General features: G+C 71.1%; 10 protein-coding genes. 7 read left to right on the top strand and 3 right to left on the bottom strand.

The window, feature by feature from the left end; translation table 11 throughout:
* Window positions 1-31: 31 nt before the first annotated feature.
* Window positions 32-1,609: an AMP-binding protein gene (locus BL253_RS28770; RefSeq protein WP_076820443.1), complete on the bottom strand. Its 1,578-nt coding sequence runs from the start codon at window positions 1,607-1,609 to the stop codon at window positions 32-34.
* 285 nt (window positions 1,610-1,894) lie between these two features.
* Between BL253_RS28770 and BL253_RS28775 the strand changes: the two genes are divergently transcribed.
* Window positions 1,895-2,779: a DUF1353 domain-containing protein gene (locus BL253_RS28775; RefSeq protein WP_076820444.1), complete on the top strand. Its 885-nt coding sequence runs from the start codon at window positions 1,895-1,897 to the stop codon at window positions 2,777-2,779.
* A gap of 117 nt (window positions 2,780-2,896) precedes the next feature.
* On the opposite strand, the gene BL253_RS28780 is transcribed toward BL253_RS28775, so the two are convergent.
* Window positions 2,897-3,667: a hypothetical protein gene (locus BL253_RS28780; protein ID WP_076820445.1), complete on the bottom strand. Its 771-nt coding sequence runs from the start codon at window positions 3,665-3,667 to the stop codon at window positions 2,897-2,899.
* Window positions 3,668-4,235: 568 nt separating this feature from the next.
* Between BL253_RS28780 and BL253_RS28785 the strand changes: the two genes are divergently transcribed.
* Together BL253_RS28785 and BL253_RS28790 are read left to right on the top strand one after the other, a co-directional pair.
* Entirely contained in the window at window positions 4,236-4,703 is a 468-nt protein-coding gene (locus BL253_RS28785; protein ID WP_076820446.1) for a nuclear transport factor 2 family protein, read from the top strand.
* Window positions 4,704-4,845: 142 nt separating this feature from the next.
* Entirely contained in the window at window positions 4,846-6,042 is a 1,197-nt protein-coding gene (locus BL253_RS28790; RefSeq protein ID WP_076820447.1) for an EAL domain-containing protein, read from the top strand.
* A 48-nt stretch (window positions 6,043-6,090) separates the two neighbouring features.
* On the opposite strand, the gene BL253_RS28795 is transcribed toward BL253_RS28790, so the two are convergent.
* Window positions 6,091-7,314, bottom strand: coding sequence for an MFS transporter (locus BL253_RS28795; RefSeq protein WP_198946435.1), 1,224 nt, complete (start codon window positions 7,312-7,314; stop codon window positions 6,091-6,093).
* A gap of 278 nt (window positions 7,315-7,592) precedes the next feature.
* Between BL253_RS28795 and BL253_RS28800 the strand changes: the two genes are divergently transcribed.
* From BL253_RS28800 to BL253_RS28815, 4 genes are all read left to right on the top strand, one after another.
* Complete coding sequence (locus tag BL253_RS28800) at window positions 7,593-8,354, top strand: DeoR/GlpR family DNA-binding transcription regulator (RefSeq protein ID WP_076820448.1); 762 nt, start codon at window positions 7,593-7,595, stop codon at window positions 8,352-8,354.
* 126 nt (window positions 8,355-8,480) lie between these two features.
* Window positions 8,481-9,323, top strand: coding sequence for an SDR family NAD(P)-dependent oxidoreductase (locus tag BL253_RS28805; protein WP_076820449.1), 843 nt, complete (start codon window positions 8,481-8,483; stop codon window positions 9,321-9,323).
* 58 nt (window positions 9,324-9,381) lie between these two features.
* Entirely contained in the window at window positions 9,382-11,334 is a 1,953-nt protein-coding gene (locus BL253_RS28810) for a flavin-containing monooxygenase (protein WP_076820450.1), read from the top strand.
* A gap of 176 nt (window positions 11,335-11,510) precedes the next feature.
* Complete coding sequence (locus tag BL253_RS28815; RefSeq protein ID WP_076820451.1) at window positions 11,511-12,905, top strand: PP2C family protein-serine/threonine phosphatase; 1,395 nt, start codon at window positions 11,511-11,513, stop codon at window positions 12,903-12,905.
* Window positions 12,906-12,920 lie beyond the last annotated feature (15 nt).

The raw sequence follows: 12,920 nt of genomic DNA on the forward strand, positions 1-12,920 counted from the left end.
CGTCGCGCCAGGAGCAGGCTGGCCGGTGGGGCTATTTCAGGGTTCCGTCGGTGATCAGGGCGTGTAGGCCGCGGCGGTTGAGCTTGCCCGAGGGCAGGGTGGGGATGTCGGCGCTGGTGGCGAGGATCCAGCGGGTGGGGACCTTGTAGCTGGAGAGTTGCTCGCGGGCACGGGCCGCGAGCGACTCGACGTCGACGTCGACGGCCTCGGACGCCGGGACGACGATGGCGCACACCTCCTCGCCGCGGAACGGGTGATCGACCCCGAGGACGACGCACTGCGCCACGTCGTCGAATGTCTCGACCACCGCCTGGACCTCCAGCGGCGAGACGTTGGCGCCGGCGGCCTTGATGAGCTCACTTGTCCGGCCGACGTAGAACAGGCGCGGGTCGCCTTCCTTGCGGTAGACCTTGTCGCCGGTGTGGTACCAGCCGTCCGCGTCGAAGACGTCGGCGCGTTCGCGCTTGTTGTAGCCGGCCATCACGCCGATGCCGCGGATGAGCAGCTCGCCGATGGTGCCCGCCGGCACCGGGCTCCCGTCGTCGTCGACGATGCGGGTGTCGGTGAACGCGAAGCTGCCGGCGGTCTCGGTGAGGCTGCGGTGGGTCGGGAAACCGTCCGGGACGTTGTTCATCGCCAGGTCCAGCGGGCCGCTGACCAGCATGGGGGCGCTGCTCAGGTCCCGGTCCGGGAACGTGGGGTGCTCGCGCAGCTGCTGGGTGAAAGCTGGCCAGCCGACGATTCCGTTCGCCCGTTCGCGTTCGGCCAGGTCGAGTGCCGCGCCGGCTTCCAGCCGTGGGAGCACCAGCAGCGTGGCCGGCTCATGCAGCGCGCCGGTCGCGGCGAGCAGGCCGCCGATCCAGAAGAACGGCATCGCGCAGAGGATTTTCGGCGCCCGGTCGATGCCGGTGAGGTGATGAATGGCCGCGGGCCAGGTGGACGTCTGGCGGACGACCGTGCCGTGGGTGTGCAGGACGCCCTTCGGGTCCGCGGTCGAGCCCGAGGTGTGCATCATGACGGCCAGGTCGGCGGGGGTGATCTCGTCCTCGACGGCCGCGAGAATCTCGGGGCCGACCAGGGCCGGGCCCTGCTCACCCCAGGAGTCCGCGTCCCGGGCGTCCGCCCACGGCCGGTCGGACGCCGAGGTGAGCACGATACGACGCAGGTATGGCGCCGAGGGCAGTTGAAGGCACCCGGCCTCCTGCCCGGAGAGGCCGGGAAGCGCCGCCTCGAGCCGTTCGACCACGTCGATCCTGAGCACCTGGGTGGGCGCGACCAGCAGGCCGACGTCGGCCAGGCGCAGCACCTTGCCGATCTCGGCGGGGGTGTACAGCGTGCTGAGCGGCACGGCGACCGCGCCGACGCGGGAGGCGGCGAGCCACCAGGTGACCCACTCGGTGTCGTTGGTGAAGAACAGGCCGACCCGCGAGCCCTTGCCCATCCCCGCGGCGAGCAGCCAGCGGGCGGCGAGCGCGGAACGCCGGTCCGCCTCGGCGTAGGTGAGCCGGTCGGTCGGCGTGACGACGTACGGCGTGTCGCCGAACTCGCGCACCGCGCGTCCGAGCAGCTCGGGAATGGTCGGCCGCGGCAGCGGCTCCGATGACACCATGCGACCACTCTCCCGATGTCTGGACAGTGCTCCGGGCGCGAGGCCCCGCCGTCACCGCGCGGCCTTCGGCTCCGGCCCGCTTCGTCGCGCCCCGGCGATCCGAGGCTCGACACCGTCCAGCAGCGAACCACAGTGAACGCCTCCGGCGCACGGTCTTTGTGCCGACCGGAGTCTTTGTGCCGAGCGGAGCCGGCCGCCGAGGACGGGCCGCGCGCGTCGGTGGAGCGTGACACGATCGCCGGGATGTCAGGAAATCGGCGTCTGGTTCGTCGGGGGGAGCGTCAGGTGGCCGGGCGGGTGGGATTCTTCGACGTGGAGACCGGCGGCGAGATGGTGCTGGTGCTGCGGCGCTACGGGAACGAGTTCCAGGTAATCCGTCGGTTCGGCTACCGGGACCGGAAGTACGACGAGCCGTTCGTCGTGCCCGCCGACCCGGAGACGTTCCTGACCGACCTCGCCTCGATCCCCTCGGTGTTCGCCTGGCTCGTGCCCGGCCTGGGTTCCCACCTGCCAGCGGTCCTGCTGCACGACGGCCTGGTCGTAGCCCGCGGCGAGCCTCCCACGCATCTCGGCCCTCCGGTCACCCGCGCGGAGGCCGACCGGATTCTCCGCGACGCCATGAAGGAGCTCGGCACGCCGGTCATCCGGCGCTGGCTCATCTGGACCGGGGCCGAGCTGGGGACGGTGTGGGTCACCCGGCGGCATCGCTGGTGGTGGCGGATTCTGGCCGTGCTCACGCTCACCGCCGTGGTCGCGCTCGGCAGCCTCGCGACGCTGGACCTGTTCGACGTCTGGAACGTGCTGCCCTGGATGGGGAACCGTCCGTGGTGGGAGGAGCTGCTCTTCGGCGCGGTGGCGGCGGTCGCGGCGCCGTTGGTGCTGTCGGCCCTCTGGGGGCGTTTCTGGCGGGCCGCCGCCATCACCGGCATCGGGATGGCGGTGCTGCTGCATGTGACCGTGGCGGTGATTCTGCTCTCGGGCGTCTACTGGGTCCTGGAGAAACTCGTCTCCTGGCCCGAGGGCCTCAGCCCCAACGTCGCCAAGAACCTGGCCAATGTGCCCGACGGAACGCACGACGTCGGCGAGCCGCTGAACACGACCGACATCGCGCTCACCTTCCCAACCCGGCGGGAACGGCCGGCGGAGTCCACGGAATCGTCGCCTTTCTGATGACTCCGCGGCGGGGATCAGCCACTCGGCCGGCCCGGACGGCGAACGTCGAAGGCCCGTGGCGTCGGCGGAGGCGATGCCACGGGCTTTCTGGCGGTCCGGTGGATGGTGATGGTGCTACTGGTCGGCGAGCTTGCCGGCGATCTGGTCGATCAGGCCCTGCTCGGTGGTGGGYGGCGGGACGTCCTGGACGTTGGTGACCTGCAGCTCCACGGCCACCTGACCGACGTAGAAGTACACGGTGTCCAGGACGTAGCCGTAGGTGCCGTTCGCGTCGGTGACGCCCATCGAGGTCCGGACGAACGCCGTGGCGCCGCGCGGCGGGGCCGGCGTCTCGACCGCGACGATCTCGTAGGTGAAGCCGTTGGCGTCCTCACCCGCGAGCGACTCCTCGAGGGCGGCGCGGTAGCAGTCGCCGAACCGCGGGCTGGTCACGACCTGCTCGTTCTGCCGGATCTGCTCGGCGGGCAGGATCTTCGCCCGGCTGGAGGCCTGGAACTCCGATTCCTCGGTGCTGAYGAACGTGTCGCCGTTGGTCTCGTCGGACGGCGCCGGCGGGTTGAAGTTGTTCACGCCCGCGCACGCGGCGATCTTGGCCCGCATGGCGCTGTCGCCCGGGTCATCGTCCTCGACGCCGCCCGAGCTCTCGAATCCTTCGGTCTCCGGGCCCGCGGTGAGCACGTAGTCGCCCGCGCGCAGCTGGCGGGCCGGCGCGGTGGTGGCCGGCGCCGACGGGCTCGCCGGCGCGGTCGTCGCCGGGGACGTCACGGCCGGGTCGGCCACCACCGCGCCGTCCTGACATGCCGTGCCGACGACGGCAAGGGCCGCCGCGACCAGCCCGCCGCATACCGCCCGGCGCAGCCGCCGCCCATCTCCGATGCTGTGCACAGCGACCTCCGAAATTCGGTCCAGCCGCCACCCGCGGCCGGCGATAACCCCTGTTATCGATGACCACACAATGCACGAGGAATCGACGTCCGAGCCAATATCGGGAATGTCATCTGCCGGACACGGAAGAGCGTGAGTAACAACGTCGGCGGAATTCCTCCGGGCAGCCTGTCTCCAGGTTTCAGGGTGCCCCCCTTGACACCGCTGTAGAAGTCGGTGAGGCGCGCGACGCGCGGCCCCGTCGCGACCGGTGGCGGCGTCCGCGCAGGTCGCGGGCCTGGCGAGCTGTCGGGCGGGCGACGAGGCCGCGGCGAGTGGGGCCTTGGCGGGGATGCGCGGCCATGCCCGCACAGCCGGCGGGCGGGCCGCCGCCGGCCGGCCGGCGGACCGGGCACGACCGGCCGCGCGGGTTCTTCGCGCGGCTTCTCCGCGCCGCCGCGCCGTTCTCGCCGCCGCGCCGTTCTCGCCGCCGCCACACGGGACAGGGTCTAAAGTGACCGGAAACAGGATGACGGGGCCGGTTCCGGTGGCGGCGCGTCAGAAAGATTCGGATCGGGTTGGAGGAGATATGACGGCAAAGCCTCCGGTTCCTCCCTTCAGTGCGGGCAGTGCGCGTGAGAAGGTGCGCCTCGCGGAGGACGCCTGGAACACCCGGGACCCGGACAGGGTCGCGCTCGCCTACACCGTCGACAGTCGGTGGCGCAACCGGGCGGAGTTCATCCGTGGCCGTGAGGAGATCGTCGCGTTCCTCACGCGGAAATGGGCCCGGGAACTCGACTATCGGCTCGTCAAGGAGCTGTGGGCGTTCGGGGGGAACCACATCGCCGTCCGCTTCGCCTACGAGTTCCACGACGATTCGGGCAACTGGTTCCGGTCCTACGGGAACGAGAACTGGGAGTTCGACGACGACGGGCTGATGCGCGTTCGCCACGCCTCCATCAACGACCTCCCGATCACGGATGAGGCCCGGCGGTACCACTGGCCGCTGGGCCGGCGCCCGGATGACCATCCAGGACTGAGCGATCTGGGTTTCTAGCGCTGGTCCCGGATGGTCATCCGGGCTCGTCGCGGCCCGGATGCCGGCTGGAGACGCACCGCCTCCCGGGTGCCGGATGGTTGGCCGACCGCCGTCCGGGCAGACCTGACCGGGGGCGTGGTGGTGACGCGATGGTGACGCGATGACGACGACGTTCGGGCCGCGCGCGAAGGTGATCGCACCGGACAGGAAGGTCACCGACCTGCTCGATGTGCTGCGCCTGCACATGGACATGGACGTCGCGGTCCTGGGCATGTGGGACGGCGACCTGCTGGTCGTCCAGGTCATCGCCGGCGACGGAAAACGGTTCAGCCTGGCGCCCGGCACCACCATCCGGCACTGCCGGGACCTTTCCCACCGAGTCGCGAACGGTTCCTTCCCGCCCATGTCCCCCGATGTCCGCCAGGACCCTCGGCTGGAGGACGCGACCATTCTCGCCTCCCTCAAGGTCGGCGCCTACGCGATGGCGGATCTGACCGACCCGGCTGGCGACCGCTACGGGATGCTGCTCTGCATGGCCCGTCGGCCACGGCCGGCGCTACAGGACCGCCACAGCCAGTTCCTGCGCCTGACGGGCGCGTTCCTCGGCGACTCCCTGCTCGACCTGCGGCGCATGTGGGAGGCGCGCAGCCAGGTGTGGTCGACGATCAGCGACCTCATCGACGCCGGCGGCCCGAGAATCGTGTACCAGCCCATCGTCCGGCTCGACACGGGCCGCATCACCGCGGTCGAGGCGCTGGCGCGTTTCCCCATCCGGTGCTGCGGGCGGCCTCACAGCACGGAGGACTGGTTTCTCGACGCCCACCAGGTCGGGTTGAGCGTGGATCTGGAAATGGTCGCCATCAGGCGTGCCGTCGCCGTGCTCCCCCAGCTCATCGGTGACATGAAGCTCGCGATCAACGCCTCACCCAGCACGATCGCGGCGGAACTGGTCGAGTTCGTCCACGACCTGCCCGGCCACGGCCGCCTGACCATCGAGATCACCGAACACGAGAACTCGCTCGCCAAGCCGGATGCCATGCGGGCCATCCGTCACCTGCGCGACCTCGGCATCCAGATCGCGATCGACGACACCGGCACGGGATACTCCGGCCTGGAACAGCTCGTCCAGCTCCGCCCGGACATCATCAAGCTGGACCACATCCTGACCCGCGGCCTCAACCGCGACCCCGCCCGCCGCGCTCTCGCCGCCGGCCTGGTCCAGCTGGCCCGCGAGATCGACGGAACGGTTGTCGCCGAGGGAGTCGAGACTCCCGCCGAATGCGACGCCATCGTCAGCGCGGGCATTTTCTACGGCCAGGGATACCTGCTCGGGAAACCGGCACCCACCCTGCCGTGAACACCTCCCAGAACACCTCCCGGCGGTGGTCGAGCCCGGCGATGGGGTTCAGTCGCCGCCGACCGGCTGTGGCGCGGCCAGTGGCGGGTCCGCGCGGGAGACCGCCGGGTCGGCGGTGGTTCGTCGCAGCCAGACGCTCAGCATGCCGCACACCAGGGCGAGCCCGAACAGCAGAGCGGGTACCGCCCGGACACCGACCTCGTCGATCATCGCGCCGAGGAGCGGGGGGAAGGCCACACCACCGATCATGGAGGCGGCGATGACGAACGCGCTGGCCGAGGCGACGGTCGGGGCCGCCCTGCTGAGCCAGGGCAGGGCGGTGGGGAAGATCGGCGCGATGAAGAGGCCCACTCCCAGGTAGGCATACGGAGCGAGAGCGGCCACGGGCGCCATGATCAGACAGGCCGCCATGCCGATACAGCTCACGGTCACGATCAGGGGCGCCGGGAATCGCAGGGTGAGAGGCACGGCCAGGAAACGGCCCACGGTCATCGCGAGCCAGTACCCCGAGGTGGCCACCGCGGCGGCGGAGGCGCTGTAGCCGACGGCCGCCAGCTGGGTGGGCTCCCAGCCACCCACTCCCGTCTCGATCGCCACGTGCAGCACGTAGATGACAATGAACGCCGCGACGACGGGTACCAGCCTGGACGGCGCGGCCGCGGATCCGGGCGTGCTGACCGCCTCGCCGTCCCCGGACCGCACACCGCGCAGGCCAGGTAGAAGGAACAGGCAGAGCACCGCCAGGGCGACGAAGAGCCACGGGTAATGCCGAGCGCCCAGCCAGCCGACCAGCGCCGGCCCCGCGACGGCGCCGATGCCGAAGTGGGCGTTGAGCAGATTGAGCATCGCGGTGCTTCGCCGTCCGAACCCGGTGGCGAACAGCTGGTTCAGCCCATAGTCGATCCCCCCGAAGCCGAGACCGACAACCGTGGCCGCCGTCAGGGCGACCGGCCAGGTGTGCGCGGCCGCGAATGCCAGCGATCCGGCGGCCATGAGGCCATAGGACATCCCAAGCAGACGCCGGGTGCCGAACCGGGCACGCAGGCGGAAGAAAAGCAGGACACCGAGCAGCGCCCCGACGAAGTGAGCGGACAGGCCAAGCCCGGCCACGCCCGACGCCACGCCGTACTTCACCCGGATCTCGGGGATCGCGGGGCCGTAGAGCGCCTGGAGCGCCCCGATCACCACGAAGCCGACGCAGGAGGCGACCACCGCCGCCGCGCTGACCAGGCCGGGCGGCTCCACCGCCCTACGGGAGGACAGGACGGTCACGGACGTTCCCCGACGTCGATCAGGCGCGACGAGCCATGCGGCCCAGCGCCACCCGCGGGACCAGCGCCACCCGCGGGACCAGCGCCACCCGCGGGACCGGGACCGAAACCGGGATCGGACGTCGTCACGTGAGATCTCACATACACATCGAGCATACGAACAGATAGAGTGTTCATATGTCAACGGATGGCCCATCGAGCGGCCCCGGTYGCGCATGGTGGGGAGCGACGGATCCCGCGAGCGGCCAGGGGCAGGCCCCGGCCGTACAGAATCGAGCCGTGAACGCTGCCGAGCGGCATCGGCTGGTCCTGACGGTGCTGGCCGAGCGCAACCGCGCCTCGGTCGCGGAGCTGGCCAAGGTCACCGGGACGTCCGAGATGACGGTGCGGCGCGACCTGGAGCAGCTCGAGTCCCAGGGCGCGCTGCGCCGGGTGCACGGCGGCGCGGTCAGCGCGCTACTCAGTGGGGTCGAGCCGCCCTATGCCGTGCGCGCCCTCGCGGGCGCCGAGACCAAGGCCAGRCTCGCCGCGGCCGTCGTGGAACTTCTCAGGGACGGAGAGACGGTCGCGCTGGACACCGGGACGACCGCCGTCGCCGTCGCCGCGGCCATGGCCGAGCGGCAGCTGACCGTCACGCCCCTCTCGCTGCACGCCGCCACGCGCCTCGGCGCGTGCGACGGCATCCAGCTGCTCATGCCCGGCGGCCAGGTCCGCAGGGGTGAGCTGTCGTTCCACGGCGCGCTGACCGTGCGCACCTTCGAGGAACTGCGCTACGACACCTTCATCCTGTCCTGCTGCGGAGTCGACGCCACCACCGGCGCCACCGCGTACGACCTCGACGACGTCCAGGTGAAACGCGCCGCCGTCCGCGCCGCCCGGCGCACTCTCCTCGTCGCCACCGCGGACAAGCTCGGTCACGTCACCTTCGGCCGCATCTGCCCGCCCGACCAGATCAGCCTGCTGATCACCGACGCTCCCCGGACCGCCGCCCCGGTCCGCGAGCTCCTGGCCGCCGGCGTCGAGGTCACCACCATTTCCTGACCCGTGCCGCGGGCCAGATCGACGTCAGCCTCCCTGGCCGAAAGCCAGGCGTAGTGAGTGCTCACTTGTCGGCGTTGGCCTCGTCAGCTACCGTTCTCCCCGGTCAGCGAGGGTTCAGGGAGAGTGATGGCGCAGCGTCGAGGGCGGGTTGAGGGCAAGGTCGCGATCGTGACCGGGGCCGGTTCGACACCCGGGCCCGGGATGGCCACCGGGCGAGCCTGCGCGATCGTGCTGGCGCGCGAGGGCGCCCAGGTGCTGCTCGCCGACATCAGAAGGGAACGCGCGGAGGAGACCCGGGAGATCATCGAAGGCGAGGGCGGCACCGCCGCCGTCTTCGCCGGTGACATGACGAGCGCCGCCGACTGCGACGCCATGGTCGGCGCCGCGCTCGACGCCTTCGGCACGGTGGACATCCTGATCAACAACATCGGGGTCGCCCACGCGGGAAACGTCGTCGACACCAGCGAGGCCGTCTGGGACCGGATACTCGGCCTCAGCCTCAAGACGATGTTCCTCGCCAGCAAGAGCGCGGTGCCCGTCATGGCGGCGAAAGGCGCCGGGGCGATCGTCAACATCGGGTCGATCACGGGCTCCCGCGGCGGGAACTACGTCGGATACGCCGCGGCGAAGGGCGGCGTGAACGCGCTGACCGTCGACATGGCGTTCTCGCACGGCCGCCAGGGGATCCGGGTCAACGCCCTGGCCCCCGGCCACATCACGACCCCGCTGCTGTACTCCGTCAACGGGGTCAACCCGGAGACCGAGTACCGGCAGCGGCTGGCCGCCGCCTCGAACCTGCTGGGCACGAACGGCGACGGCTGGGACGTCGGGTGGGCGGCCACGTTCCTGGCCAGCGACGAGGCCCGGTGGATCACGGGTGTGGTCCTCCCGGTCGACGGCGGAGTGATGGCCGTGACGCCGCTGATGATGCTCGGCCACATGCAGGCGGAACCGCCGCCGGCCGGCTGACGGCCAGCCGGCCAGCCGGCCAGTCAACATTCGTAAGGCGAGAGCGAAGGTGCAGAACATGGTCGCGGAGCAGGCGTCCGGCCGCCCCGAGTTGCTCGATGCCACCGACGAGCAGATCGACGACGCGGTGAACTACGCGGACCCGATGGCGCTTCGGGGTCTGCTGTACCAGCTCACCGGCGACGAGAGCGTCGCCGCCACGAAGATCGAGGCGGTGCCGGGCTACGTCGGCGGGAATCTCTCCTTCGGCCTGACGGACCCGGCCGACATCGCGTGGCTGCGCGCACGGGCCGCCACCTTCCTGAAGACCCACCGCGACGCCGGCGCCGGACCGCTCGGCCCCGGCCCGCTCGACCGGATACCGCGGAGCCTGGCGCTCGCCGGTGGCATGGAGCAGCTCCCCGAGGAGGATGTGGAGCTCTGGGTCGAGGAGCTCTCCCTCGACCCATGGGCGCGCGGGCTCAACTGGGAGCAGCCGCCGGCGCCGGAGGTGCTCGAGGATTTCTCGGTCATCGTGATCGGCGGTGGAATGGGCGGCCTGAACGCGGCGGCCCAGCTCCTGCACGCCGGGATCAGCTTCACGGTGCTGGAGAAGAACTCGGGCGTCGGCGGTACCTGGTTCGAGAACCGCTACCCCGGCGCGCGGGTGGACTCGCCGAGCCGGGCGTACACGCACATCCTCGGCGTCGAGTTCGACACCCCGTCGCCCTGGTGCTCGCAGGCCGAGAACCAGCGCTACTTCGACTGGTTCGCCGACCGGTTCGGCGTGCGCGAGCACATCGCGTTCGACACCGAGGTCACCACGGTGACCTGGCACGAGGACACGGCGACCTGGGAGGTCGAGGCGAAGGGGCCGGAGGGCCGGCGGGTCCTGCGGGCCAACGCGGTCATCAGCGCCGTCGGGCTGCTCTCGCGGCCGAGCCTGCCGACGATCGCGGGCATGGACGAGTTCGCGGGCCTGTCGTTCCACACCGCGCGGTGGCCGGACGGCCTCGACGTGAGCGGCAAGAGCGTCGCCGTGATCGGCACCGGCTGTTCAGGGGTGCAGATGGTGCCCGAGCTGGCGAAGCTCGCCGACCACGTGACGGTCTTCCAGCGCACGCCGCAGTGGCTGTTCGGGCACGACGGCTACCTGTCGCCGTTCCCCGACCAGGTGCACTGGCTGGACCGGAACCTTCCATACCACGCGCACTTCATGCGGTTTCGGACCAACTGGCTGCTCGGCCCGTACCTGTCCGGGCCGCTGCGCGAGATCGACCCCGAGTTCGAGGACCCGTTCGCCCGCAGCGCGGTCAACAAGCAGATCCGCGACGAGCGCGTCGCCTTCATCAGGAAGAAGCTGGCGAGCCGGCCCGACCTGGTCGAGAAGATGATCCCGCCGCACCCGCCGTTCTCGGCGCGGCCGGTGCAGGTCGACAACAGCTACAACATGTACGACGCGATCATGCGCGACGACGTCACCCTGATCACCGACGGCATCGAGCGGATCACGCCGACCGGTCCGCGGACCGTCGACGGGGTCGACCACGAGGTCGACATCATCATCTACGCGACCGGGTTCCGGGCGAACGAGTGCCTGTGGCCCATGGAGGTTCTCGGCCGCGCCGGCCGATCGGTGCACGACCTGTGGTCGAAGGACGGACCGCGGGCCTATCTCGGCACGATGCTGCCCGGGTTCCCGAACCTCTTCCTCATCTACGGGCCGAACATGAACCCGTACGGCGGCCTGGGCGTCGTCAACCACCAGGAGATGGCGACCCGGCTCCCGCTCGACTGCGTCAAGGAGCTCCTCCTCACCGGGAAGCGCTCCGTCGAGGTCACCGAAGAGGCGTACTGGCGGTACAACGACCAGCTGGACGAGCGCGAGAAGTTCAAGATCTACAAGGACCCGCGCGCGAACAGCTACTATCGCAACGACCACGGCCGTTCGGTCACGAACTGCCCGTTCCCCGGCAACGAGATGTGGCACCGCCTGCGCAGGCCCGACTTCGATGACCTGATCGTGAGGTAGCCACCGCCGCGGGAGGGAGCCGGACAAGGGCGTGACGGTCGACAAAGGACGTCACGGTCGACAGTGGGCTACGTCTAGTAACACACTGTTACGATGGGCCTCGGTCCGGCACCTCCGGGCGGTAGGGCGGGATGTCGCCCGCGGCCGTGTCGTGCTCGCGCCGAGGAAGGCGGGTCATGGGGAACCTGGGGCGGGCCAAGCGGTCCGCGGCGGACGACCGGCCAGCACCCGATGAGCCGGTCGCCGGCGTGGCGGCTCCCAGGAACGACGCCGACACCCCCGCCGCCCCCGCCACTCGGGCGAGGCCACCCACCGCTGGCGAGCTGATCTCGTCGCTGTCGCAGGCACTGGTACGGTCCCGCCGGCTGCTGGCGGCCACCAGCGCCCTCGGCACGGTCCTGACCGTCGACGACGTGGCCGACGTGGCCTTCCGCACCGCCGCGGCGGACGCCGCGGTCACCTTCGCCGGCTTCGTCCTCTTCGGTGACGACGACTCCCCCACCCGCGTCCTCGCCTCGCCCCGGCTGACGGAGCCGGTGTTCACCGACATCTGGGTACGCGACCGCAACCCCGGCCCGGCCGCCGCCTATGAGGTCGTGCGGACCAGGCGCCCGCGCTTCGACCCGACGCGCGTGGGCTACCTCAACGACTATCCGGACCGCCGGGCGGTCTTCGACGCGATCGGCATCGACGCCTCGGCGACCCTGCCGCTCACCGTGTCCGGCCGCATCATCGGGGTCCTGTCCCTCGCCTGGTCCGCGCCGCGCTCCTTCGACGAGGAGGAACGCGCGTACCTGTGCACGCTCGCCGGCGTCTATGCCCAGGCGATCGAGCGGGCCAGGCTGCACGAACGGCAACGCTCCGTCGTCGAGACGCTGCAGCGCGCGATCCTCCCGCGGACGCTGCCCGAGCTGCCCGGGATGGAGCTCGTCGCCCGATACCTGCCCGCCGGCCGCGACGTGGAGGTCGGCGGCGACTGGTACGACGCCGCCGTCCGCCCGGACGGCTCGGTCACCCTGGTGGTCGGCGACGTCGGCGGCCACGGGCTGCCCGCCGTCTCGGCCATGGCCGAGCTGCGCCACGCCGCCCGCGCGTACGCGGTCGAGGGGCGCACCCCGGCCGCCATCACCACCCGGCTGTCCGCCCTCCTCCTCGCCGCGCAGGATGACACTCTGGCCACCGCGATCGTCGCGACGGTCGATCTGAACACCGGCCGTCTCACCTGGTCATGCGCCGGCCACCCGCCGCCGCTCCTGCTCACGGGTACCGGCGCCCGCTACCTCGACGACGTGCACGGCCCCATGCTCGGCGTCGTACCCGGGTACGACTACGGCCAGGGAACCATGATCCTGCCTCCCGCGAGCAACCTCCTGCTCTACAGCGACGGGCTGGTGGAGCGCCGGGGCACCTCCCTCACCGACCGGCTGGCGACCCTCGCCGCGACCGCGGCCCGGGGGCTGAGCACCGACACCCCCGGCCTGGACGCCCTCTGCGACCGGGTCCTCGCCGACGTCGCCGGCCCAGCGACCCGCGAGGACGACCTCTGCCTGCTCGCCGTCCGCGGTTCCTGAGCTCGCGGCTCGTGG

The sequence above is a fragment of the Pseudofrankia asymbiotica genome (assembly GCF_001983105.1).
Taxonomy (GTDB): domain Bacteria; phylum Actinomycetota; class Actinomycetes; order Frankiales; family Frankiaceae; genus Pseudofrankia; species Pseudofrankia asymbiotica.

What these genes read in the sequence shown, in the direction of transcription:
- BL253_RS28770 (WP_076820443.1), bottom strand. Translation starts at nt 1,609, where the DNA reads ATGGTGTCATCGGAGCCGCTGCCGCGGCCGACCATTCCCGAGCTGCTC.
- BL253_RS28785 (WP_076820446.1), top strand. Translation starts at nt 4,236, where the DNA reads ATGACGGCAAAGCCTCCGGTTCCTCCCTTCAGTGCGGGCAGTGCGCGT.
- BL253_RS28790 (WP_076820447.1), top strand. Translation starts at nt 4,846, where the DNA reads ATGACGACGACGTTCGGGCCGCGCGCGAAGGTGATCGCACCGGACAGG.
- BL253_RS28805 (WP_076820449.1), top strand. Translation starts at nt 8,481, where the DNA reads ATGGCGCAGCGTCGAGGGCGGGTTGAGGGCAAGGTCGCGATCGTGACC.
- BL253_RS28810 (WP_076820450.1), top strand. Translation starts at nt 9,382, where the DNA reads ATGGTCGCGGAGCAGGCGTCCGGCCGCCCCGAGTTGCTCGATGCCACC.
- BL253_RS28815 (WP_076820451.1), top strand. Translation starts at nt 11,511, where the DNA reads ATGGGGAACCTGGGGCGGGCCAAGCGGTCCGCGGCGGACGACCGGCCA.